Origin of the sequence: Paenibacillus kribbensis, from assembly GCF_002240415.1 — a bacterium.
GTDB lineage: Bacteria > Bacillota > Bacilli > Paenibacillales > Paenibacillaceae > Paenibacillus > Paenibacillus kribbensis.
Genome location: NZ_CP020028.1, coordinates 4,327,788 through 4,353,135, shown reverse-complemented (window position 1 = coordinate 4,353,135; position 25,348 = coordinate 4,327,788). Strand labels below are relative to the sequence as shown.

The window sequence follows — 25,348 nt, the reverse complement described above, 5'->3', positions numbered from 1 at the left end:
GAAGTGAACCGTAGTACCAGCGCTTCCTTTTCCGCTCGAGCTATGGGAGAGGATATTCAAATCGACAGCTTGCGGGGACGCGAGCTGTTTTCCTTTTTACCGTCTTATTATGAAACCTCACGTGTGATGCGTTCCGATATGGATGCGAAAGGCAGCGAATTGGACGCCTTGTATCTCGCAATGGATGCAACGGTGGGGCAGTTTTTCGTACGCACCGCTACGTGGGGGCTGGAACGCTGGGAAATGGAGCTGGGCATCGAAACCGATCTTGGCAAGCCGTTGGATCAGCGACGTGCGGTGGTGGAGTCGAAGTTGCGAGGGGCCGGGACTTTTTCCGGTCAGCTTGTCAAAAATGTAGCTGAGGCGTATGACGGGGGAACGGTAGATGTTACTTTTCACCCTGCCGAATGGGGATTTACGGTCAAATTTATAGATACCATCGGGATTCCGCCTAATGTGGATGATCTTAAAGCAGCCATTGAGGAGATCAAACCCGCTCATATGGCGGTGGAGTACAAATTACGCTACCTGACCATTGCCGAAGTCGAGTCTATGACCCTCTATGAAAATGAACATACAACACAAGATAGATACCTAGGAGGTGGCGCATAACATGACAAGTGAAAAAACACCGAATCTTGGTTTAAATCAAATTGACCGCACGTCGCCCAAAACAACGTATTTTGATCTGGAGAAGTATCTGGATCAAAACTGGCGCTCTGTAGATGATTTTGCAGGTGATGTGAATGATGGTGTGAATGCGATCAAGAAGCGTCTGGATACGACAGAGCGTAAGACGGTAACGCTGGAACCCGGGGTGCAGATTGTTCATGCGGAAAAGGCTGCGCCATTTTCGCTGACAGGGCTGAGCGGGCGTACGTTGGTGAATTTGTTGGGGCGTGATGGGAACTGTGAAGCTACGACAGGCTGGAATGTGACAGGTACACTAGAGATTGACACTGCCACCAGAACAAGTGGCGCAAACTCAATTAAAGTCTCACTAAACGCTGCATCGGGGAATATAAACAGGGCGGTAAACACAGTTTCTGGGAAAATGTATGTACTTTTGGCTGATTTAAAAAATGGATCTACATCACGCGCCTACGTATCTGTTAACGGTGTTGCTAACGGTAACGATGTAACTGGTACTGTATTTGGCACATCATTCCTACGGTTCACAGCTACGTCGACATCTCACGTCGTCGCTGCTGTAGGCTCGGGCACAAGTGGAAACGCCTTTAACGTTGATAGCTTCCGCCTTTACGAAGTCAGCAGCGACGAATACGCAGCACTCGCCAGTATGACCGCCGATCAGGTTGCTGCGAATTATCCATACGTAGATAGCGTAGCGCCTGTACGTAATCCGTATGTTATTCGGTATGGTGAAAATCTGTTGCCGAACTTTTATGAATGGACAAAAACAGGGCATACAGTATTCACTTCTGATGCATACACTACAAGTGGGACACTTGTTTCGGGAGATATTGGGACGGACGCCTACATGGTTTACTACCTTGACGCTATTCCGAACCAGGAATATACTTTGACAAATTCAGTAGATAGTACTGGGTTTATGCGGATATCAACATTCGATAAAAACGCGGTGCGACTACAGGGAATGTTCGTAAAGCCTGGGGAGTCCAGGACTATTAAGCTGAGCCCCTCAGCGGTGCGCATGGGTGTAAACATATCAGGGGTTACCTCCTATACTGATGAATTTGATGTAAACCAATGGACATGGACTGCTGGGACTGTACGCAATTTTAAAAGACCTATGCTCAATATCGGCAGTACCGCTAAACCATTCAAGCTGCGTGAGGATTCCATCCTTGCTTTACAAACAGACTTATATGCTGATCCAGCTACAGGGACTAATGCTGATACAGTGTTCGAACGTGATGGTCAATACTTCAAGTCGAAGAAGTGGCTAGGCATGGCGCTTGATGGAAACCAGCCTTGGTTATTCAGTTCTGGTTTTACGGGGTATAAGGAGGTTCGTCTATCAATTGCACCTGAGGCTACCGAAAACTCATATGCCTATAAGTTTGACGGCAAGATATTGACTAATCGCAAAGGGACAGCGGTTAGTAGCGGAGATCGATTTTCAATGAACGCAAACGGGAACGTCTACCTATCCATTTCCAACACCGATAGTGGATGGGGAGACGGTTACACACCTACAGTAGACGAGATTAAGGCGTATTATATGGGCTGGAACATGTATTATTGGAACGGTACGTCTGCAGAGATTTTTAACAATCAAGGACCTAAGAGTTGGAGAAAGATCAACGATCATGGATCAACAACTTCGGTATTACCGACAACGCAAATAGACCCAGGGTTGAGTAAAGATGGTAGGGCTGTATATTGGGAACCGTACCGACTCGTATACCAACTCGTAGTCCCTACAGTCGAACCTATTGTTAGCGAAGGACAGCTAATGCTTACTGATGGAGACAATCAGGTAGAAATCGGTTCGGGGATTGTGCTGCGGGAACGAGCGTCAGTCTTTGAATATAATAATACGGCCTTTATTGGGGCTAAAGCGCATGTAACCAGCTATTTGAGTACCCCATCAAGAAAAATTCTAGGCGTCTATGCTAATGGTCGAAAAGATTCGAAATGGAGACTTACTACTGCCTATGATTGGGCTTACGCTGAGACTCCAGCCACTAATTACGATAAAACAATAACCTATACGATTTCATTTTTAACTCTAGCTCAGTCACCTGTAGTCCCAATCTTAGGTTCATACGCAATCAACGAAAAGACGCTGCTGCTTGATTTGGTAGATAGCGTACAGCAGAATACGGCGCGGGTGTCGGTGCTGGAAAACAAGAAGGCCGATAAGGATAACCCAGCCTGGATTACACCAACATTGCTGAATGGATGGTCTTCCTCAAGGTTCGGAGTCCTTAAAACGAGCAATGGTATAGTGTTTTTCCGAGACGCTATCACAGGAGGAGTTACAACCCCTGCTACAATAGCTTTTACCCTTCCTAAAGGATACAGGCCCTCCACCAGAACAGAGATAAGGGTGAGGTCTAGCGCAGGCGGAGGAGTTGAGTCGAACAATTCCACTGTCATAATAAACGTAGACGGCACTGTGCAGGTTCAAAACACCATATACACGGCTGTGTGGCTGGATGGGGTATCGTTCATAGCTGAACAATAAGGAGGAAAACATATGAAATTAGTACCTAAAGTAAATTCAGACGGCCTCTATCTGGAGGACGAGTTGGTGGACGATGCCTTTTCGGGCGTCGTCCCTTTTTATATTCATTCTTCGCTCACACTATCTGATACAGATCAGCAGCTTGACACCAATGTGCTTACTGCCGATAGCTTAAGTGCTGTAGATGGAGCGAATTCAAAAAACATTCTTGCTGGTTATACCGTGGGTACTCCGGTACCAACAGGTTTGTATCATCCTCGTTTTGACATCCAGGGCTGGTTGACTTATGAAGTAGAATATGACATAGGGCTGAGAGAAGCCCAGAAGGCGTTTGAACAACTCGGCCAGGAAACTAAAGCTGCATTTCAGAAGCTGTATGATGAATGGCAAAGTAAGCTGGAAAACGAACGCGGGGACGAACCTGTATATTGTGCTCCAACATTTACAACTCCAGAACGAAGAGACCCAACAACATTCTGGGGTGAAGGGTTAAGTGATGAAGCGGTTCAGGAACTTACACAAAAAGCAGAGCAACAACCAAGTGAAGCAGACCAGTTACAGAAGCGCATTGCCGATCTCGAAGTGACACTGACCCAGCTCTTGCTTGGCAATACAGGTAAATAACGTGTACTGATTACTATATACAGCAACAAAATTTATACAAAAGAGGTGAAGTCATCACTATGGCAACTCTAACAGAGACTCAATTGCGTATTTGTGCTCGTGCTTGCATCACCCGTTATGACCAGGGAGAGGGAGATATAGCGACCATCATTGGAAGCTACGCTTTAGATGAAAAGCAACGTGAACAGGTGATGAAAATGATTTTATCCCATCGTTCTGATCTGGTGTCGGAAAACGTGGAAGATTTGTCATCTATGGAGGTTTCCAATACACAGCGAGAGACGGTTAAATGGTATAGCTCTATTTTCCGCAAGAGAACAGAGCAAAAAAGCCTGTACCCAAAGGAGGAACAAGCATGTATGAAAGAATGAATACTTTTAAAAGGATTCAATTTCGGACAGGCGGCAGAGCTGGGGATGTGAGCATCAATGGGCAGTGATATAAAAAATCAAATGAGCAGCGTACGAGGCCGGGAGCTATTTTCTTATCTTCCAGCCTATTACGAAGCATCCCGTGTCATGCACGTCGATATGGATGTTAAGGGTAGCGAGTTGGATGCTCTATATCTCGCGCTCGATGATACGTTAGCCCAGTTTTATGTTCGCACTGCCACTTGGGCGCTGGAACGTTGGGAGATGGAGCTAGGCATCCCGATTTATTTGGAAAAGCCATTGGAGCAACGACGATCCGTTGTGGAATCTAAACTCCGTGGGAGCGGCAAATTTTCAGGAGATTTAATACGGAAAATCATGAACTCATTTGGTGTCGATGGACAAGTAGATTTTGAACCGACCGAGTACAAGTTCGGTATAAGCTTTGAAAACCGTATCCCTGATAATATGGTTGATTTTAAAAAGATCATAGAGGATATTAAGCCTGCTCACCTTGCTTTTTATATGAATAACAAGACTAGACTTGCATTTCTTCATAAGAATGAAATAGTTCCTCGTATTCGATTACGCTCGAGAGTTCGTTTTTTTGGCGGGAGGCCGTGGTATTTTGATGGTATTGAGCTACTGAATGGAGTTGCTTCATTGTCCGGGTGGACTGGGGAACGCTTACGGAATTCGAACCTTATGAAGCTTGTTGTCATGCATCATGTGAATAATTATCAGGAAGGCAGTATGAAGATTCGAGACCATTATTGGAAGTTGGATGGGAGTATGAAGCTGGATGGAAGCCAGATGCTAAGCTCAAGTGAGACAATTGTTTCCATTTAAAAAGCTCATGCAGCTCATTCAACACTGGAAATAGCTTGAAAACGGGCATGGCTGCCCTGCGAACTAATTATCCAAGAATAAATTTTAATTTGAAAATAGAAAGGATGGTAAGCATGGCAGAACAAGTTCTGACAATTACGACTGCTTACGCAAGAGAACAAATGGCGCGTGCCCGAGCTGAGGGAGGAACGCTGACAAAAGTGATAAAAATGGCGTTTGGCAGCGGAGGTGTAGATCAAGCGGGGGAGCCACTGCCTTTGGACGGAACGGAGCAGACGTTGAAAAAGGAGCTCGTCCAGAAGGATATTACCAGCTATGAATTCATTGCCCCTGCGACAATCCGCTATATCTGTTCACTTGCGGAAACCGAATTAGCGGGTGAGACCATTAATGAGCTTGCTTTAGTAGATACAGCGGGTAAGCTGACTGCCGTTCGGACAATGAGCAACAAGGTCAAGGACAGTGATATGGAGTTTGTTTTCGAGATTGATGACATTTATTAAGGAGGATGAAAAGTATGAGTATACAACAGCCACGCAGATTTGTTACTACTGATCAGGGACATGCGGACGTTCTAAATGTACCAATTGATACTCTGTACACGAATGACCAGGGACTGGCCGAGCAGATTGAAAGCATCAAAAAGGATCCGGCTGGAAACGGTGTTGCTTCCAAGGAAGCATTGGAAAGTCACGCCAGCAATACAGATCTACACGTTACAGCAGCCAAGCAAGCGGCATGGAGTGCAGCAGAAGCTAACGCCAAGAAGTATACAGAGCAATATGCAGCACCAAAGCAGCATAGTCACCCGGCATCGGATTTGCCTTCTGCCTCAACACAGGCGAGAGGGATTGTGCAGCTTAATACTTCTACAGGGAGCACAGCTACAGATCAGGCAGCTACGCCCAGTGCGGTAAAGGCGGCTAATGATCGAGCAAATGAGGCTTACAGCCGGGCCGACCAGGCTTTTACACAAGCCAGTGATCTTAAATTAAAGGTCGCTAACGCTATCACTGGCAAGGGCGGCAACGCCAACTCTGGGATGACAGGAGATCAGTTAGCGGCAGCAATAAGTGGATTATCTTCTAAAAAATCCGCAAGTGGAAATTTTAATGGTCAGGTATCTGTTACTTCTACTAATCCTACAATATCGTTAGCAATCTCAGGATTGTCGTTTACGCCAAGTATCGTATTGGTTAATATAGCAATTTCCAGTAGTACTAGTGATTATAATGGCTATATTAGCAATCTCGCAGGTATTCGTACTTATAGAGGTGCAGATGCTTCTGTTTCTTATTCAGGTATAGCAGGTGGGTTTAATTTTAATATTAGTGCAACCGTTTATATGTCCAATAATGTTAAAACACAAGCTTATCAATGGTATGCTTTCGAATAAATTAGGAAAACTCATACAAATTTTTGATTTATGTGCTTTATGCCTTTGGACAATCCAAGGGCATTCATTTTACACCTTGATTCAAAAGGGGGAACAAATATGCATGAAAAAATCGATCAGATTTGGCTGGGGTTTTCCACGGGGACCCTGATCGGTTATTTTTTCGGAGGGTGGACGACGATGCTGACGCTGTTGCTATGGATGGTCATTATCGACTTTTTTACAGGCTGGGCGGCGGCCTGGATTAATGGGCAATTGAAAAGCCGCCAGGGCTATTATGGTGTTTTTCGCAAGGTTACGGTGTTTTTGATGATTACGGTGGCTCATCTGATCGACGGTATTCTGGGGGATGCACATTATTTCCGGGATGCCGTCGTTTTCTTTTATTTGGCGAATGAGCTGCTGTCCATTATTGAAAATGTAGGCAGAATGGGGGTGCCGATGCCGGATATTTTGCGGAATGCGGTAGCCATTTTTGAATCCAAGTCGAGCGGGGAAAAGAAAAAGCCGGCAGACCCTTCTGGCAAAGGGAATAAAGCTTCATAAAAGTGTCATCCGTAACTCAGCATAAGGGTAGTAGGAGCGGAATCCACGTTTGCCCTATTTTCAGCGCAAAGATGGAAAAGCCCGGACCGTTTCAGTGGTCCAAGCATATGGATAACCAAGACATAGTTGGGATACATGATCAAAAATAGATAAGGAGGGGACGCCTTATGCAAAATCGCAGTTCTAACGCTGCCGAAGGCATTGATGTGTCCCGATACCAGGGAACGATTGATTGGAAACGTGTACGTGCTGATGGCAAATCGTTTGCCTTTATTAAAGCGAGCCAAGGACAGCGCTACGTCGATCCGACATTTATCACGAATGCAAAAGGTGCGAGAGCAGCCGGGATTCTGCTGGGAGCTTACCATTTTGTAGATGCGACCAGTGTCAACGCAGCAAAAGCGGAAGCAAGGCATTTTGCTGAGGTGCTGGATCAGGTGGGCGGCGCAAAAACGCTGGATTTTCCAGCGGTAATGGATTATGAAAACAATCCGGGTGGGCTTAGCTCAGCCGCGATTCACGAGGTTGCACTCGCATTTTTAACGGAGTTTGAACAGGTAAGCGGCCGCAAGCCGATGGTATATACGGGCAACGCTTTTGCTGCCCATTTCAAAGCTCCGCTGGGTAGCTATAAGCTGTGGATCGCACGCTATAGCACGCGTGTGCCTGGTGATACCACGGCATGGAAAAGCTGGGATTTTTGGCAATACAGCGATAGCGGACGGGTTGATGGAATTCAAGGACCTGTTGACCTGAATGTATACGCTGGTACAGAGGCCGAGCTACGTCAGGCATTTGCAGGAGAAGAGGAGGATGAGCCGATGACAGCAGAGGAAAAAGCAACATTTATAGCCTTGCAGCAGCAGGTCGCCGCGCTTGAAAATAGCAAGGATGTGCTCAAACAGACATTGAATGAACAGAGTGCATATATTAAAAAAGTAGACCAGCGAGTAGCTGAACTGGAGGCCCGTCAGGCTATGCCTGTGCCGACCTGGGCGAAGGAAGCTATAGCCGCCGCCGTGGCATTTAATCCGGCAAGCCCGATTGTGGATGCGAAGCTGCCAAGTAGCTACGATTTTTATCGTTTATTGGTCGTGCTGAACCGTCTGGGTGTATTTAAAACAAGCAAATGATCTTTTGCAAATCTTATGCCCAGAAGAAATTATTTTCATGTGAGCCAAGCTATACGCCTGAAACATAAATAGACAGGCGGTTCAAGGCAACCGCCTGCCCTTATTCAAAAAAGCAATTCGATGTCCTCTTGGCTAAATTGAACATACATATCCATAAATTTTGCTATATTTTCCTTCTTGAACATTTCCGATCAGTGTACTACTCTTGCTGTCTGAATTTCATGAACTGGGTGGAGTGGATTGCTGGGAAGTTATCAGAGCACTTGTATGTTTGTTTATTTCAGTACATACCTTAGGAATTGGGATATAAAGGATGGTACTTATATTGTAAGCGGAATATGTTCACCCACATAGTGCCTGGCAATTATTTTTCCATCTTTAAAGGAGTTCAAAAGGAGCTGAAGCCGTTGCAGTAGATTTGGTGCTGGATACATTTTTGAAATAAAGTCATGCTTCTGCTGGAAAATGAGGATTACAAGCAGGAGCATTTATTTTAATATACTTGTGTAAGTTTATTTGTAATATTAATTAACATGATGCATAAAAATATATCAAAATGTATGAAAAGCACCCTTGTCTGCTTCCAGATTTTATAGTAAAGTATCCATTAATCAGCTTTGTTTGAACATAATATTCACTGCTTGTGAGTATATGTCACACTTTCACCACGATCTAACATACTCCACTTCGTTTTAATTATATCTACTGATTATACTCTAAAGCACTCAACCACTAGATTAAGAAAGTTTTTATACCCGTATTTTCCCAAAAAAAGCCTGTCCATAGAACCTACATACCTGCCCTGCTATTACACCTTTTGATGAACTCGGAACTTGGGACTACAGCTTGAGGACAAGCTTGTCATGCCAGCCCATAGGATTGGCTTCCATCCAGTATCAAAGAATTAACAATATATAAGGTGTGAAAGGGGTTTGCTGCATGAGCAAAAAGTACGCAAAGCACAATATCTGGACCGTACTGCTGGTGCTTGCGCTGGGATTTGTTCTGGTGCTTTCCGGTTGTGGAGGATCAGGTGAAGGAGCGAAACCAGAGGCAGGACAACCGTCAGGCGGAGCGGGAGAAGGTGTGCAGGATACGCTAATTTATGGGCGCGGTGGAGATTCCGTGGCGCTGGACCCTGCTATTGTGACCGATGGCGAGTCACTTAAAATCACACACCAGGTATTTGATACCCTGTTGGAGTATAAAGACGGCACCACGATTATACAGCCGGGATTGGCAGAAAGCTGGGAAGTATCACCAGACGGCTTGATCTATACATTCAAGCTACGTCAGGGCGTGAAATTCCATGATGGAACCGACTTTAATGCGGAAGCGGTTGTTTTTAATTTTGAGCGCTGGGCTGATCCGAAAAGTCCGTATAAATATGAGGGAGACTCCTTTGATTACTATGATTCCATGTTTGGTTCCGAGGAAAGCCGGGTGATCAAATCGGTCAAAGCCCTAGATGCCAACACCGTTCAATTTACGCTGAGTAAGCCGCAGGCTCCTTTTCTGCAAAATTTGGCCATGGCTACGTTTGGAATCGCCAGCCCTAAGGCCGTTCAGGAGAAAAAAGCTGATTTCAAAAGCAATCCGGTCGGTACAGGGCCGTTCGTATTTAAGGAATGGAAACGGAATGACTCCATCACGCTGGAGAAAAATCCAACCTATTGGAAAGAGGGGCAGCCGAAGCTGGCTAAGGTCATTGTTCGCTCTATACCCGACAATACCGCGCGCTTTAATGCTTTGCAAAACGGGGAAATTGATCTGATGGACGATATGAATCCGGATGATGTGAAGCAACTGGAAGGTAACAGTGAGTTAGTGAAAATTGAACGTCCATCCTTTAACGTGGCGTACATTGGTTTTAACTTGAAGAAAAAGACATTCAATAATCCCAAGGTACGGCAGGCGCTGAACCACGCGGTGAACAAGCAGGCCATCATTGATGCATTGTTTGCCGGACAGGCCAAGCCTGCGGTCAATCCGATGCCGCCTACGTTATGGGGATATAACGATAGTATTCAGGATTATGCCTATGATCTGAACAAGGCCAAAGCCTTGCTGGCGGAAGCGGGTTTTCCTAACGGACTTCCTGAGCCGTTAACCTTCTATGCCATGCCTGTATCTCGTCCCTATATGCCTGACGGCAAAAAGGTGGCAGAGGCCATTCAGGCGGATTTTGAAAAAATTGGTGTCAAAGTAAACATTCAATCCCCGGAATGGGCTACGTATCTGGATGATCTTAAAGGGGGAGAGAAGGACGATTTGTATATGCTGGGATGGAACGGGGACAATGGCGACCCGGATAACTTCTTGTACACACTGCTGGACAAGGATACGATTCCAGGCAATAACCGCAGCTTTTATGTAAATGAGGAGCTACACAAAATTTTGGTAAAAGCTCAAACGGAAGTCGATCAGGACAAACGTGCTGAGCTGTATAAGCAAGCACAGGAAATCATTAAAAAAGATGCTCCCTGGATTCCTTTGGTACACACAACACCTGTGATGGCAGGAAAAACAACCCTCAAAGGCTATGTACCTTCTCCAACAGGCAGTGAGTCTTTGGGTAATGTTTATTTTGAATAGCTTAAACGCAAGCAGGCGGTGAATTGGATATGAATGCATATTTTTTGAAAAGACTGGCCGTATTGATTCCTGTGTTGCTGGGCATGACACTCATCGTGTTTTCGATTATTCATGCTATTCCGGGCGATCCTGCGGAAACCATACTGGGAGACAAGGCCACAGAACAGTCCAAACAGGCGCTACGCGAGCAGTTGGGACTGGATAAGCCGTGGTTACAGCAATATGGAACCTATCTGGGCGAGCTGGCACATGGAGATCTGGGCGATTCCATCCGCACCAGACAGCCGATTGCCCGGGAAATGGTTCCTTATCTGGCGGCTACGCTGGAGCTGACGGTGGCAAGTATGTTTTTCGCTGTTGTGGTCGGGATGAACGCAGGCATCGTGAGTGCCTGGAAGCGAAATTCTTGGTTCGACTATGTCAGCATGGTCATAGCGCTTGTCGGGGTGTCGATGCCGATTTTTTGGCTGGGCTTGATGGAGCAATGGATATTTGCAAATAAGCTGCATTGGCTTCCTTCCATTGGACGCATGAATTCTCGCGATCCGGTAGAGGCCGTGACGCATCTGGCGATTATTGATGCGATCATAGGGGGCCGTATGGATCAGGTGTGGACCGTTATCAAGCATTTGATTCTGCCGAGCATCGCACTGGGAACCATTCCGATGGCGGTCATTGCGCGTATAACCCGTTCCAGCATGCTGGAGGTTATGGATGCGGACTATATCCGCACGGCTCGGGCGAAAGGGCTGGCATCTTTTCAAGTGGTGTACAAGCATGCGCTTAAAAATGCCGCCATTCCCGTGCTTACCGTCGTTGGTCTTCAAACCGGCTCGCTGCTGGGCGGAGCGGTGCTGACGGAAACCATTTTTGCATGGCCCGGCATCGGACGGTACATCTTTGAAGCGATCAGTTCGCGTGACTATCCGGTGATTCAAAGCGGAATTTTGATCATTGCGTTCCTGTTCGTCATCATCAATCTGATTGTCGATTTGCTGTACGCGGTTCTTGACCGACGTATCCATTATCAGTAATCAAGTCGTCAATTGCTCAAGGGGGAGCTTGTCCGATGTCACAATTTTCAATGGAACCCAACAACATATCGACGACACGCACGATATTGACACATTCGCCTGTCGTGTCCGGCCCTTGGAGGGATGCATGGAGGGCATTTCAGCATAATAAGATGGCATTAGTCGGTCTGAGTGTTATTGTCTTTTTTGTCATCATTGCGTTGATTGCGCCTTGGATTGCTCCTTTTGATTATAAAGAGCAAAACCTGGTCAGCCGCTTGCAGCCTCCTTCGGCGGAGCATTGGTTCGGTACGGACGATCTCGGTCGAGATTTGCTGAGCCGCACGCTGTATGGCGCCCGAATTTCGTTGTGGGTCGGCTTTCTGTCCGTTATTGGTTCAATGATCGTCGGGACAGCTTTAGGCCTGATCGCGGGGTTTTATGGGAAATGGGCGGATATGGTCATTTCGCGGCTATTCGACATTTTACTGGCGTTTCCGGGGATTTTGCTGGCCATTGCCATTGTAGCCATTTTAGGGCCTTCACTGGAAAATGCGCTGTACGCTATTGCGATTGTTAACGTGCCAACCTATGGGCGATTGGTTCGCTCCAAGGTGCTCAGTGTCAAAACGGAGGAATATATTACGTCTGCCAGAGCGCTTGGGGCGAACAATGCACGAATTATACTGCGTTATATTTTGCCTAATAGCCTGACGCCCATTATTGTACAGGCAACATTGGGGATAGGGACAGCGATCATTGAAGCGGCGGCGCTTGGATTTCTCGGCTTGGGTGCACAACCCCCTGAACCGGAGTGGGGCAAAATGCTGTCAGATTCGCGCCAATATATCCAGAACGCACCGTGGACGGTTATTTTTCCAGGCATATCCATCATGCTGACCGTATTGGGCTTTAACCTGATGGGTGACGGGCTGCGGGATGTGCTCGACCCGAGAGCGAAGCGTTAGGGCAAAAGGGGCGAGGTACTTTTAGCGCCAACTGCGCATTTTTTAAGTTTTACTTATATATTCCTATTTAATATAGAAGTTAAGAGGTGTTCCCTGAATCTAATGGCGGGGGAACACCTTTTTTGTATGATATTTCTCGTGTTGGAGTAGAACTAAAAAAGTATATAGAAAACGGAGCAGGCGGAATGGTGTTGTACAAGCGAAGCGGTCGCTTTAAAAGCTTTCCGTAGGAAAGCTCGCTTCGGAAGCATCACCTCCCCGGATTTCTACCCTAATATAGGCATTATTCTAGAAGTCCGGGGGCGGTGGCGATGGGAAGCACCATCCGACTGCGCAGTGGCACTAAAAGTAACTTTTACAGTTGAAAGTCATGTAAGCTTTCCTGTGACGTGAAAAAAATGTATAATCACTCCAATTGAGTACGTAGGGAGTGGGCTTTATGACATGGCAAAACAAAAGAGAGCATCGGCAATTTGCCGAACAAACACGAAGCGACGCTTCGCGGGCAGCTTATGAACGGGATTACTCCCGATTAATCCATTCACCGACCTTCCGTCGGCTGCAAGGCAAATCCCAGGTATTTGGCGCAGGCACGGGCGACTATTACCGCACACGGCTGACGCATTCTCTGGAGGTAGCACAAATTGCGCGTGAAGCAGCACGCAGCTTGCTGCGCCGCCATCCTGAGGTAGAGCTGGAGCAGGCGGATAACGCCGGGCTGATTATTGACCCCGAGGTGGTGGAATGCGCGTCGATTGCACATGATTTTGGGCATCCACCATTCGGGCATAAGGGCGAAGAGGTGCTGGACGGGATTTTAGATCAGCTCATTGAGCAGAAGGTGGAAAAGATAGCCGCCGCAGAAGGCTTTACGCCGGAGTCCAAGCAGGGGCTGCTGGCCTATGCACGCGAGCGGCAAATCTATGAGCATTTTGAAGGGAACGCACACAATTTTCGCCTGATTATGTTTTTGGAGAAGCGCGAGAATGTGGACGGTCTGAATTTGTCGGACGCTGTATTATTGGGAATTAACAAGTACCCGTATCCGGGTATTTTGAATAAAAAAGGGATGTACCTGCATGAGTGGGAATACATTCGCTCCATTCGCCAGGATTGGGGAATCCCGGACGGTAAAAAAACGCTAGAAGCTCAGCTGATGGACCTGTGTGACGATATTGCTTATTCCGCACATGATCTGGAGGACGGGATTAAGGCAGGCAAGATTGAAGTGCACGAGCATTTTTTATATGATCCGTATTTGATACGTCTGATTACGGAAAAAATCACTACATTAGATGATAGCTTCTGGCAAGGCTGGCAGCTGGCTCAGATTGAGCAGAAGGTGGCAGCTGTGCTGAGCGAATTTTTGAAGGTATGGAATGGCAAGATGCCGATATGTGAACACGATTATTCCCGCACACGCCGAGAGGTAAAGGCATATTGGGTCAGCCTGTTTGTCAGCAGCCTGGGTGTAATCGATGACGGGAATTGGAAAAAGGTGACCTTCGTACGGGATGGAAACGAGGATTTGGATATGCTCCGCACGGTGAGTGTGTTGAAAAGCTTTGCCTGGGTTACGATGATTCGCGATCTGCGCGTACAGCGGCTGCAAAAACGAAGTGAATGGATGCTTAGACGGCTATGGCTGGCTTTTCTGGACCCTGAGACGTCGAAGTCCATTATTCCAACTGACTGGCTCCAGCGCTACGAGCGTGACCAGGCCAAGGCCAAACCGATCTGGACATGGGAGCATATGGTCATCGACTATATTGCTGGCATGACCGATGCGTTTGCTGAAAAAATCTATAATGAGTTATATGGGCTGAAGGTGGGTTCCATTTATGATCTGGACTGACCTTGAATTTTAACCCTATATAGTAGAAGGAACTGGTTTGTAATTGATAGAAGGGAGGGAGGAATATCTATGCAATCTCGGTCTTTATCTATAAAATCGTTGAATCTCGGTGTGCTCGATATGGTGCCGTTGCTGCCCGGCAACCGTCCGGAGCAGGCGGTTCAACGAGCTGGTGAGCTGGCGAGACGGGCAGAAGCCTGGGGATATACACGCTATTGGACCTCGGAGCACCATGATATGGAGGGGCTGGCTTCCTCCAGCCCGGAAGTACTGCTGTCTCATATCGGGGCGTTGACGAAGACAATCCAACTGGGTGCGGGGGCTATTTTGCTCCCGCATTATAGTCCGGTCAAGGTAGCTGAATGGTTTCACCTGCTGGCTGCTCTATATCCGGGCAGGGTTGAGCTGGGTCTTGGAAGAGCGCCCGGTGGAGGTCCCCATGCTTCGATGGCATTGAGCGGCAACTTTCTTCAGCATGTGGCCGAACTGCCACAGACGATGGAAGCTCTGCTGGCTTTGCTGGAAGGCACCTACGAGTATGAGCAGGTGCCCGTATTTGCTCGACCAATGCCTGAACAGCCGCCAGCCCTGTGGATGCTGGGCACTAACCGCAAAAGCGCCGAATATGCCGCCCGGTATTCAACGGGCTATGTGTTCGGTCAATTTATGAGTGAGCACAATGCACAGGAAATGTTGAACCTTTACCGTTCCGGATTTCAGCCGTCCAAACGTATGGACAAGCCGCGTACGATGGTTGCTATAGGGGCGGTATGTGCCTCGACGAATGAACAGGCGCAGCAATGGGCTGCACAAATTACATTAGGCGATCCGGCGATGCGAGCCCGTTGGCTGGTGGGAACGCCATCAGATATTGTCGAACGCTTGCATAGCCTGCAGGTTGAATACGATAATGATGAGTTCCTGTTGGTCACACCGATTCCCGATTATGAACAACGGCTTGACTCCTATCGTCTTATAGCGGAAGCTGTACAGGCTATATAAGTTGAACTAAAAATGTACAAGTAAAACGGAGTAGACGGAATGGTGCTGTACAAGCGAAGCGGTCGCTTTTGTCCCCGGATTTCTACCTTGATCATAGGCTTTATTTCGGAAATCCGGGGGCGGTGGCGATGGGAAGCACCATCCGGATGCGCAGTGGCACGATAGGTAACTTTCAAGTTCGACTTATATAGCTGTCATTCTAAATGAAAAGAGATCTTACATGAACAAACATGAAATGAACACGAACGAAACGAAGCAAAGGTACATATACACCTATGCGTGCCATGAAACAGAGCGAGAGCTATGCCTTTTGGAATTAAAATGCCTATTCGACCAGCCACCTGTGCATGACTCCATGCTGTTGTCCGAGCGGCGGCTGGAACCGGGGACCAGCCCGTTTATTCACCTTCGGCTGGATATAGCCGTGGATGCAGGTACGCTGGAAGAGCTATGCGAAGCAGCTTCCACACTGCAGCTTGAAGACGGAAAGACCTTCAAAGTACTGTGTCTCAAGGAAGGCGACAATAAGGCGGACTATGACGAGCGACGCAGGATAGAACGTCGGATTGGCGCACGTATTCATGGACAGGCGCAAATGAAGGAACCGGATATCACTTTGGGTGTGATCAGGGCAGGACAACGGTGGCTACTGGGCCAATGCGTGCATAGCGATCGTTCCTGGCTGGAGCGCCGTCAGAAACCGCAGTATTATTCTACGGGATTGCCGGTGCTAGTAGCCAGGGCGCTTGTCAATTTGGCAGTTCGTCATGCAGCAGTGCACGAGGCAGATGGAGATGAACTGAAGCTACTGGACCCGTGCTGCGGCATGGGCAATGTGATGATTGAAGCACTAAGCATGGGGAAACATATTTGCGGTTATGATATCAATCCGTTGGCGGTACGCGGAGCACGCGTCAATTTACGTCATTTTGGATATGAGGAGGAGTTGGTGAAACTCGGGGATATGAATATGGTGGAGGGCACGTACGATGCGGCTATATTGGATATGCCCTATAACCTGTGCTCCGTGCTCCCTGCTGATGAACAAAAAAAGATGCTGCGCAGCTTAAGACGTCTGGCCGCACGGGCGGTGATTGTGAGCACGGAGCCGATGGAAAGATTGCTATCCGAGTCAGGTTGGACCCTTAAGGAGCAATGCTGCATACGCAAGACAGGGTTGAGCCGGGAAATATGGGTCTGTGAGTAGTTAGTTTTGTTAATATTGGGCGCTATAGCTTACCAAATTCAGTGGCAGCTCCTGCTTTGCTGTATAGGCTTTCAAGTTGGTAACAAAAATATCTACCGCCCGTTCAGCATAATGATCCGTGTCACCTGCAATATGCGGTGTGATCAGGACATGGTCCAGACTCCATAGTGGATGTGACGCGGGCAGCGGCTCTTCCTCGAATACGTCCAGCCCGGCAAAGGCAATATGCTGTTGCTCCAGAGAGCGTACAAGCGCATCTGTATGAACGGTGCCGCCACGGCCTACATTAATGAAGAAAGCACCTTTACGCATGGCTGCAAATGCTTTTTCGTCAAAGAAGTGACGGGTTTCCTCCGTGAATGGCAAAATGTTCACCACGATATCCGCAGCTCCCAACGCATCGTGTAATTGTTCGTTGGTGTACATGTGCTCTACATGGGGAGCTTCTTTGCCGGATCGCCGGACTCCGATCACCCGCATGCCAAAGGCTTGTGCAAGCCGAGCCGTTTCACGGCCAATTTCGCCAACACCAGTTATCAGCAACGTTTTACCACGTAATTCCGTCAGTTGACCTTCCGGTGGCTGCCATGTTTTCTGACGCTGCAAGAGAGCTGCTTGCTGCAAATAACGTGTATGCGATAGCAGCATGCCGAAAATCTGCTCCGTTATCGGAATCGCATGTACGCCACTTGTGTTCGTAAGCAAAATATTGCGCTTTTCCAACTCGGTGAGCGGCAGCTTGTCAATTCCCGCCGACCAGGTTTGTATCCATTTCAGTTTGCTGTTCGGATGCAGCGCCTCTTCGGCAATATGTTTGGACCAGCCTAAAATAACCTCGGCCTGCCGGATCTGTTCAGCCCCTAATTCCTGGGCTTTGCCAATGATCAGCTCGCAGCCCGGAGCTGCTGCACGAACTTGCTTTTCTTGTTCTTCAGTTAGCTGGTGTAAACTTAAGATGTTTCCCATGATTCATAGCCTCCTCGACTTTTGATTGAGCTTGAAGCTTCCAATATCTTCTGGCGAACCATCTTTTCAAGGATAACAGATTGTCAGAAAAATTGCATAAAGAGGGGGAGAAACGAGCTTTCCGTGTCACTATAAATAACAACGTCACTATAAATAATAACAAATGGCTTTATCCAAATGTAGGGCATCCCAAACAGTAACTTGTTGGGATGTATATAGGAAAGGAGTCGGAGTGGATGGAGAAGGATAAATTATCAAATGAACCTATATCATCAACCACACAGTCGCAAAGACTTTTTACGGCTATTGCCATTCCAGATGAGCATAAGCAGAAGCTGCGCCAATGGGCAGAGCAGGATTTGGACCATCTGTCCTTCCGAAAATGGAGTGATTTCAGAGACTACCATGTAACACTTCAGTTCTTGGGCGATGTGGCGACTTCGGATATTCCACAACTAGAGCAGGCGTTATATCAAGCTGCAGCCGAGCATGCCCCGTTCACGCTCGGGATTGGAGGAGCAGGCTTTTTTGGCCGCGAGCAATTTCCACGTGTATTGTGGAGGGGAGTTACCGGGCAGCGGGAGTCACTGGATCAGTTGTATCAGTCCATAGTTCGGGCTACCGAACCGCTCGGTTTTAAACCTGAGGAACGACCTTATCGACCCCATATTACCGTAGCGCGTTCATACACAGGGCAGCAGCCCGTTCCGACCTCAGTTTGGCAGCCAAATGATCGAATTGCCGAGCCGTGGGAAGTGGAAAAATTTGTTTTATATGCAACTCGAATGGGGCAAAAACCGATGTACCAAATAATTCAAATGTTCCCATTATTAAGGTGAAACCCTTGATCTATCAGCGAATTTAGTGATATAGTGTTTCAGCGTTATTCAAAAAGCGCATTTTGGGTTACATATCAGAGGAATGTGCTTAAAGTTAACGGGAGGAACATTATGGAAATTGTTAAAGAATATCGTTGGTTTGCACCTCTTTTGAGTGTGCTGCTTGTTTGTATATTGGGGATAGGACTCTACGCTGAGGTTCAGCAAACACAGAATAATCATAAAAATGCATCTATGCAATCTCTGAGCTGGTCAGGGAACTCTTCGGCTCCTTCACATGGCGACAGGATGGGGACCCATAACGGGTCAAACAGGACAAGCCCCATCTTTGTCGCGGCTCATGGGCAGCCAAGCTGGAAAGAAATCATGCCGACTCCTTTACCCGCTTCCCAGATGAAGCAGGCGGAACAAGCTCGGAATAACGTCACCACAGGCACGAAAAAACCTGATGTCCAGCACAGCAAGTCCGCAATCCTAACCCCTCCTACAACCATCTACTTTACGAAGACAAAAATGCTCACTCAGGATGACAAGGCGTTGTCTACCTGGAGTTATCCTGTCTCCGCTAAAGAACTGCTCCTGCTGCAAAAAATAGTGATGGCAGAAGCAGAAGGCGAACCGTACGAAGGCAAAGTGGCAGTTGCCAACGTTGTCTTAAACCGGCTGCGGTCAGCCTCATTTCCCGATACGATTCAGGCTGTAATTTATCAAAAAGCGCAATTTAGTCCGGTCGCGAACGGGCGTCTTCGTCGTGTCCAACCGAACCAGGATAGCATCCGTGCGGTTAACGCTGCTTTGAACGGTCATAAAGCCGTTCCTGATAATACCTGTTTTTTCCTGTCGCTTACGTTGGCCCAGGATCTTACGGTTCATCATTCGCGGACCAAGGTGAAAACAATCGGTCATCATACTTTTTATAAATGAGCATTTTGCATACAGGTGAAGTAGGCATGCAAAAAATGGTATAATGGATAAAGGAAAGTAACCTAAATAATGAAAGTGACAATGGAGGCGCAGACGATATGAAAATCACATATTACGGACATTCAGTTGTGCTGGTGGAAGCAGAGGGAAAACGAATTATTATTGATCCTTTTTTGACAGGTAATCCCAAAGCAACCGTACAAGCTGAGGATATTCAGGTGGATGCGGTGCTATTGACACACGGCCATGCCGATCATTTTGGAGATGCTGTTGAAATTGCCAAGCGCAATGACTGTCCTGTGATTGCAGTGGCTGAGCTGGCTGACTATTGTTCATCCCTGGGTGCCAAAGCTCATGGTATGAACCTTGGCGGTGGTCATCAATTTGACGGCTTCCATGTAAAATTCACGCTTGCGTTCCACAGTTCGTCTTTGACGGTGGATGGACAAACGATATACATGGGAGAGCCGGCAGGGATTTTATTGACCATGGGAGGCAAAACATTTTTTCATGCAGGGGATACCGGCCTGTTTGGCGATATGCGTCTCATTGGAGAAACCAACTCCATCGATGCTGCGGTACTGCCCATTGGAGATGGTTATACGATGGGACCAGAGGATGCGCTGCTGGCAGCAAAATGGTTGCGTGCAAGCCGCGTAATACCGATACATTATAATACCTTCCCGGGTATTGAACAGGACGGAGACGCCTTCTGTGACCGTCTGCACAAAGAAGGAATTGAAGGGAAAGCCTTAAAACCCGGCGAAAGTCTCGAATTTTAATTCGTATGGCCTGAATTACGGACATACGCCTGATCGTCAGCACCTCTATTAGATATGCTTTGTCAGCCTTTTCTGTTCCTTGTGGGAATGGGAGAGGCTGTTTTTGAAAGTGCATATTTATACATAAAAATGATATCTTTTTACATTGATACGTTGATGCTGTAATGTAAAAGATTTATTATCGCAATTATAAAAACTTTGAATTGCTAACATGATAGGTCGATGATAAAATGATAGAACTAATTAGATTCATCAGTGGAATCGACGTATTTTTCAAGTCAAGCCATTGCATAATTATTGAAAAACATGCGCATTCGGCGGACCGTACCGCCTGAATACGTCCTATGTTTTGTCCCCCATTCCTCGTAGTTTGTTCTTTGATTTACCTCTTGTTGCCACTGTCTTCTATTCGGCCGCCTGTATTTCAGGCCAGCATGACTTTATAACAGAAAGGTTGCGTTCCATGAGACAGACAGGTTTACCACCCAAACAGGGACTATATGATCCCCAATTCGAAAAAGACGCCTGCGGCATGGGCTTTGTTGCCCACATCAAGGGAAAACCATCACACGATATTGTAAGTCAGGCTTTGACCATGCTCGTCAATATGGAGCATCGGGGCGGTCAGGGAAGTGAACCAAACTCCGGTGACGGAGCGGGGATTATGATTCAGGTGCCCCATCTGTTTTTTCAAGAGGAAGCGGAGCGCTTGGGCTTCAAGCTGCCAAAGGCCGGACATTACGGCGTAGGCATGCTTTTTGTATCCAATGATCCAAAAGTCCGTGAGGCACATGAGCAGAAGCTGAGAGAGATCATCGTGGACGAAGGCCAAAATTGTTTGGGCTTCCGCGATGTTCCGACTTATGACGAAATGCTGGGCAAATCGGCAAAAGCGGCTAAACCGGGCGTGCGTCAGGTGTTCATCGGCCGCAGTAGCGATTTGAAGGAAGAGCTGGACTTTGAACGGAAGCTGTATATCATTCGCAAACGTGCAGAGCTTGCTATTCGTTATAGCCAAGAGGAGCAGCACGGCGAATCGTTCTATATTCCGAGCTTGTCATGCCGCAAGGTTGTATATAAGGGAATGCTGACAACCGAGCAGGTGGGCAAATTTTATTTGGATTTGAAGGAAGAGCGGGTGACGTCGGCGATTGCGCTGATCCATTCCCGTTTCAGTACGAATACGTTCCCGAGCTGGGATCGTGCGCATCCTTACCGTTTTATGATTCACAACGGTGAAATTAACACCATGCGCGGCAACGTGAACTGGATGCATGCGCGTCAGGCACAGTTTGAAAGTGAAGCATTCGGTGAGGATATCGCGAAGGTAAAACCAGTCATTAACCCGGATGGTTCAGATACAGCCATGTTTGATAATACGCTGGAGTTTTTGTATCTGAGCGGACGTTCCTTGCCTCATGTAGCTATGATGATGGTGCCGGAGCCTTGGAACAAACATGAGACGATGGACCCGAAAAAACGGGCATTTTATGAATATCACAGTACCATGATGGAGCCGTGGGACGGCCCGGCAGCGATGGCGTTTACGGACGGTATCCAAATCGGGGCGATTCTGGACCGTAACGGCCTGCGCCCTGCACGTTACTATGTGACCAAAGATGATCTGATCGCACTGTCTTCAGAGGCGGGTGTGCTGGATATCGCTCCTGAAAATGTGCTGTACAAGGATCGTCTCCGTCCGGGCCGGATGCTGCTGGTGGATACCCAGGAAGGGCGCATCATTTCTGACGAAGAGCTGAAAGAACGTATCGCTTCCGAGGAGCCTTATCAGCAATGGCTGGATGAGCATTTGGTTGATCTGGAGGAACTGCCGGAGGCATTGGAACAGCCGGAGCCGAAGCACGAAAATGTTAACCAGCTGCAGCTCGCATTTGGATATACGTTTGAAGAACTGCGCAAGCTGCTGGAGCCGATGGCGCTCACAGGTGCGGAGCCGATTGGATCGATGGGGTACGATGCTCCACTTGCGGTGCTGTCTGATCGTCCGCAACGTTTGTACAACTATTTTAAACAAATGTTCGCGCAAGTTACCAATCCGCCGATTGATGCCATTCGTGAAGAGATTGTAACGTCGACGGCAACTACGATTGGACCGGAGCGCAACCTGCTGCATCCAGAGCCGGAAAGCTGTCGTCAGATTCGTTTGGACTCACCGGTGCTGTCCAATGAAGAATTTGCCAAAATTCGCCATGTACACCGTCCGGGCTTCAAGTCGATGACGATTCCGATCTTCTTTGAAGCAAAGGAAGGCGCAGAAGGCTTGCGTAAGGCACTGGAAGGATTGTTTGAAGCGGCTGACCGTGTCATTGACAAGGGGCATAACATCCTCATTCTGTCTGACCGTGGAGTGGATGCAGACAATGCGGCCATTCCGGCGTTGCTGGCTGTTTCCAGCCTGCATCACCATCTGATCAAACAGGGCACACGCACACGTGTAAGCATTTTGCTGGAGTCCGGAGAGCCAAGAGATGTTCACCATTATGCGGTGCTGCTTGGCTACGGCGTGAGCGCGGTTAACCCGTATCTGGCCTTTGAAACGCTGGATATCATGATTCAACAGGGCTTGCTGCGCGGCATTTCGCACGAAAAAGCAGTTAAAAATTATATTAAGGCGGCTACCAAGGGTGTCGTAAAAATATTGTCCAAAATGGGTATTTCCACGATTCAATCCTACCGTGGAGCCCAAATTTTCGAGGCCGTAGGTCTGAAGCAGGATTTTGTTGACCGTTACTTTACCTGGACGCCTTCCCGCATTGGCGGTATTGGTCTGGAGGAAGTGACGATGGAAGCGCTGGCCCACCATAACCGTGCTTTTACCGACAAGGATGGCAACGACAAGGTGCTGGATTCGGGCGGCGAATACCAATGGCGTAACGACGGGGAAGAGCATTTGTTTAACCCGCAAACGGTCCATTTGCTCCAGCAGTCCGTTCGTTCGGGAGACTACGAGCTTTACAAGAAATACGCCAAGCTGGTGCAAGGCGAATCCAAACAGTATTTGACGATCCGCTCCATGCTCCAACTAAAGCCTGCCGGTGAGTCTGTGCCGCTGGAGGAAGTGGAATCTGCTGCTTCGATTATGCGTCGCTTTAAAACAGGAGCTATGTCTTTTGGCTCCATTAGCCAGGAAGCCCATGAGGATATGGCGATTGCAATGAACCGTATCGGCGGCAAGAGCAACACGGGTGAAGGCGGGGAGAACCCTGCACGTTTCATACCGGATGCTAATGGCGATTCTCGTCGCAGTTCGATCAAGCAGGTAGCATCTGGCCGATTCGGTGTAACGTCGAATTACCTGGTGAATGCCGACGAAATTCAGATCAAAATGGCGCAAGGCGCAAAGCCGGGCGAGGGCGGACAGTTGCCGGGACGCAAGGTGTATCCTTGGGTCGCCGAGGTACGTGGTTCTACGCCAGGTGTAGGCTTGATTTCGCCACCGCCGCATCACGATATTTATTCTATCGAGGATTTGGCAGAGCTGATCTACGATCTCAAAAACGCCAACCCGCGTGCTGACATTAACGTGAAGCTGGTGTCAGAGGCAGGCGTAGGCACGATTGCTACGGGGGTAGCGAAAGGCCGTGCTGACATTATTCTGGTCAGCGGCTATGACGGCGGTACAGGTGCTTCTCCGCAAGGCTCCATCCGTCATGCGGGTATGCCTTGGGAGCTGGGGCTGGCCGAAACGCATCAGACGCTGATGCTGAATAACCTGCGCGACCGCGTGGTGCTGGAGACAGACGGCAAGATGCTGTCTGGCCGCGATTTGGTCGTAGCTGCCCTGCTGGGTGCAGAAGAATATGGCTTTTCTACAGCGCCACTCGTGGCATTGGGCTGTATTATGATGCGGGTATGCCAAATGGATACATGTCCGGTTGGTGTGGCTACGCAGAATCCGGAGCTGCGCAAAAATTATATGGGTGATCCTGCCCATGTGGTGAATTTTATGCGCTTTATCGCAGAAGATGTCCGTGAAATTATGGCGGAGCTGGGCTTCCGCACGATTCAGGAAATGATCGGACGCACAGATTGCTTGGATACCGTGAACGCCGATTCGCACTGGAAGAAGAAGGGTGTAGACCTGAGCTTGCTGCTGCATGTTCCTGAGCTGGAAGACGGCAGCGTGCGTTACCGTGTACAACGCCAAAATCACGGCCTGGAAGAAACGCTTGATATGCAGAAGCTCGTACCCATGGCTGCGGAGGCGCTGGCGAACGGAACACCTGTAGAGGGGACCCTGCCTATAACGAACGTGAATCGGGCCGTAGGTACGATTCTGGGCAGCGAGGTCACCCGCAAGTATGGCGCAGCAGGTCTGCCTGAAGATACTATTCGCTTTAACTTCGTTGGCTCGGCAGGTCAGAGCTTCGGAGCATTTATTCCGAAAGGCATTACGCTAAGTGTAGAGGGCGACAGTAATGACTACGTCGGTAAAGGGCTATCTGGCGGTAAGGTCATTGTGAGAAAATCTCACAAAGCGACCTTTAAAGCAGAAGAGAACATTATTATTGGAAATACAGCCTTGTATGGAGCGACCAGCGGGGAAGCTTATATTAGCGGAATTGCTGGAGAGCGCTTTGCCGTACGGAATTCCGGGGCACGTATTGTTGTCGAGGGTGTCGGCGATCATGGCTGCGAATATATGACGGGTGGACGTGTAGTTGTACTGGGCGGAACCGGACGGAATTTTGGAGCCGGGATGTCTGGAGGGATTGCATATGTCTATGATCCTGAGGGAACGTTCCTGAACCGTTGTAATCTGGAAATGGTGTTGCTGGAAGGCGTGGAAGACCCTGCGGAAGCAGCGGAGCTGCGCGGCTTGATTCAGCGCCATGTCACTTATACGGGCAGTGAAGCAGGACAACGTATTTTGGAGGACTGGCAGATTGCGGTTCAGCAGTTTGTTCGGGTAATTCCAAAGGACTACAAGCGTATGATGGAACAGATCCAAAAAGAAGAGGCCACTGGTCTGAGTGGGGATGAAGCTCTGCTGGCAGCGTTTGAAGCCAATATGCGTGAATTGGCACGCGCCGGGGGCTAATGCAGACCCATCCAGTTTATTAAAAAAGGACTTGCTGAATA

General features: G+C 48.2%; 20 protein-coding genes. 19 read left to right on the top strand and 1 reads right to left on the bottom strand.

Going from position 1 to position 25,348, the window contains the following annotated elements; translation table 11 throughout:
• Positions 1–42 precede the first annotated feature (42 nt).
• The 15 genes from B4V02_RS19410 to B4V02_RS19340 all read left to right on the top strand — a co-directional run bounded on the left by B4V02_RS19410 (position 43) and on the right by B4V02_RS19340 (position 16,734).
• Positions 43–612 (top strand): putative phage tail protein, encoded by a 570-nt coding sequence (locus tag B4V02_RS19410; RefSeq protein WP_094157044.1) that lies wholly within the window; start codon positions 43–45, stop codon positions 610–612.
• Position 613: 1 nt separating this feature from the next.
• Positions 614–3,175 (top strand): hypothetical protein, encoded by a 2,562-nt coding sequence (locus tag B4V02_RS19405; protein WP_094156015.1) that lies wholly within the window; start codon positions 614–616, stop codon positions 3,173–3,175.
• 12 nt (positions 3,176–3,187) lie between these two features.
• Positions 3,188–3,799, top strand: a complete 612-nt coding sequence (locus tag B4V02_RS19400) for a hypothetical protein (RefSeq protein WP_094156014.1) — start codon at positions 3,188–3,190, stop codon at positions 3,797–3,799.
• Between the two features lie 59 nt (positions 3,800–3,858).
• Positions 3,859–4,170: a hypothetical protein gene (locus B4V02_RS19395; RefSeq protein WP_094156013.1), complete on the top strand. Its 312-nt coding sequence runs from the start codon at positions 3,859–3,861 to the stop codon at positions 4,168–4,170.
• Between the two features lie 57 nt (positions 4,171–4,227).
• Complete coding sequence (locus tag B4V02_RS19390; protein WP_094156012.1) at positions 4,228–5,019, top strand: putative phage tail protein; 792 nt, start codon at positions 4,228–4,230, stop codon at positions 5,017–5,019.
• Between the two features lie 113 nt (positions 5,020–5,132).
• Positions 5,133–5,522, top strand: coding sequence for a phage tail-collar fiber domain-containing protein (locus tag B4V02_RS19385; protein ID WP_094156011.1), 390 nt, complete (start codon positions 5,133–5,135; stop codon positions 5,520–5,522).
• A 14-nt stretch (positions 5,523–5,536) separates the two neighbouring features.
• Positions 5,537–6,415, top strand: coding sequence for a tail fiber protein (locus B4V02_RS19380; protein WP_094156010.1), 879 nt, complete (start codon positions 5,537–5,539; stop codon positions 6,413–6,415).
• 99 nt (positions 6,416–6,514) lie between these two features.
• Entirely contained in the window at positions 6,515–6,961 is a 447-nt protein-coding gene (locus B4V02_RS19375) for a phage holin family protein (protein WP_007429179.1), read from the top strand.
• A gap of 167 nt (positions 6,962–7,128) precedes the next feature.
• The gene (locus B4V02_RS19370; RefSeq protein ID WP_094156009.1) at positions 7,129–8,094 is read left to right on the top strand and encodes a glycoside hydrolase family 25 protein; all 966 of its coding nucleotides are present in this window, start codon (positions 7,129–7,131) and stop codon (positions 8,092–8,094) included.
• Between the two features lie 939 nt (positions 8,095–9,033).
• Entirely contained in the window at positions 9,034–10,689 is a 1,656-nt protein-coding gene (locus B4V02_RS19365) for an ABC transporter substrate-binding protein (protein ID WP_094156008.1), read from the top strand.
• A gap of 29 nt (positions 10,690–10,718) precedes the next feature.
• Entirely contained in the window at positions 10,719–11,723 is a 1,005-nt protein-coding gene (locus tag B4V02_RS19360; RefSeq protein ID WP_094156007.1) for an ABC transporter permease, read from the top strand.
• A gap of 35 nt (positions 11,724–11,758) precedes the next feature.
• The gene (nikC, locus tag B4V02_RS19355; protein WP_094156006.1) at positions 11,759–12,670 is read left to right on the top strand and encodes a nickel transporter permease; all 912 of its coding nucleotides are present in this window, start codon (positions 11,759–11,761) and stop codon (positions 12,668–12,670) included.
• Between the two features lie 439 nt (positions 12,671–13,109).
• The gene (locus B4V02_RS19350) at positions 13,110–14,525 is read left to right on the top strand and encodes a deoxyguanosinetriphosphate triphosphohydrolase family protein (RefSeq protein WP_094156005.1); all 1,416 of its coding nucleotides are present in this window, start codon (positions 13,110–13,112) and stop codon (positions 14,523–14,525) included.
• A gap of 69 nt (positions 14,526–14,594) precedes the next feature.
• Complete coding sequence (locus B4V02_RS19345; protein WP_094156004.1) at positions 14,595–15,527, top strand: MsnO8 family LLM class oxidoreductase; 933 nt, start codon at positions 14,595–14,597, stop codon at positions 15,525–15,527.
• Positions 15,528–15,747: 220 nt separating this feature from the next.
• Positions 15,748–16,734 carry a TRM11 family SAM-dependent methyltransferase gene (locus B4V02_RS19340; RefSeq protein ID WP_094156003.1) on the top strand — a complete coding sequence of 329 codons (987 nt, stop codon included), beginning with the start codon at positions 15,748–15,750 and terminating at the stop codon, positions 16,732–16,734.
• Between the two features lie 9 nt (positions 16,735–16,743).
• Here the strand turns inward: B4V02_RS19340 and B4V02_RS19335 are convergent, their stop codons facing one another.
• A complete protein-coding gene (locus tag B4V02_RS19335; protein WP_094156002.1) occupies positions 16,744–17,700 on the bottom strand; it encodes a D-2-hydroxyacid dehydrogenase in 957 nt (318 codons plus the stop codon).
• 236 nt (positions 17,701–17,936) lie between these two features.
• On the opposite strand from B4V02_RS19335, the gene thpR reads away from it, so the two are divergent.
• The 4 genes from thpR (at position 17,937) to gltB (ending at position 25,307) form a co-directional block, all read left to right on the top strand.
• A complete protein-coding gene (gene thpR / locus B4V02_RS19330) occupies positions 17,937–18,539 on the top strand; it encodes an RNA 2',3'-cyclic phosphodiesterase (RefSeq protein WP_094156001.1) in 603 nt (200 codons plus the stop codon).
• 111 nt (positions 18,540–18,650) lie between these two features.
• Complete coding sequence (locus B4V02_RS19325; protein WP_094156000.1) at positions 18,651–19,463, top strand: cell wall hydrolase; 813 nt, start codon at positions 18,651–18,653, stop codon at positions 19,461–19,463.
• Positions 19,464–19,561: 98 nt separating this feature from the next.
• A complete protein-coding gene (locus B4V02_RS19320) occupies positions 19,562–20,245 on the top strand; it encodes a metal-dependent hydrolase (protein ID WP_094155999.1) in 684 nt (227 codons plus the stop codon).
• Positions 20,246–20,708: 463 nt separating this feature from the next.
• Positions 20,709–25,307: a glutamate synthase large subunit gene (gltB, locus tag B4V02_RS19315; protein WP_094155998.1), complete on the top strand. Its 4,599-nt coding sequence runs from the start codon at positions 20,709–20,711 to the stop codon at positions 25,305–25,307.
• The last annotated feature ends 41 nt before the right edge of the window (positions 25,308–25,348 follow it).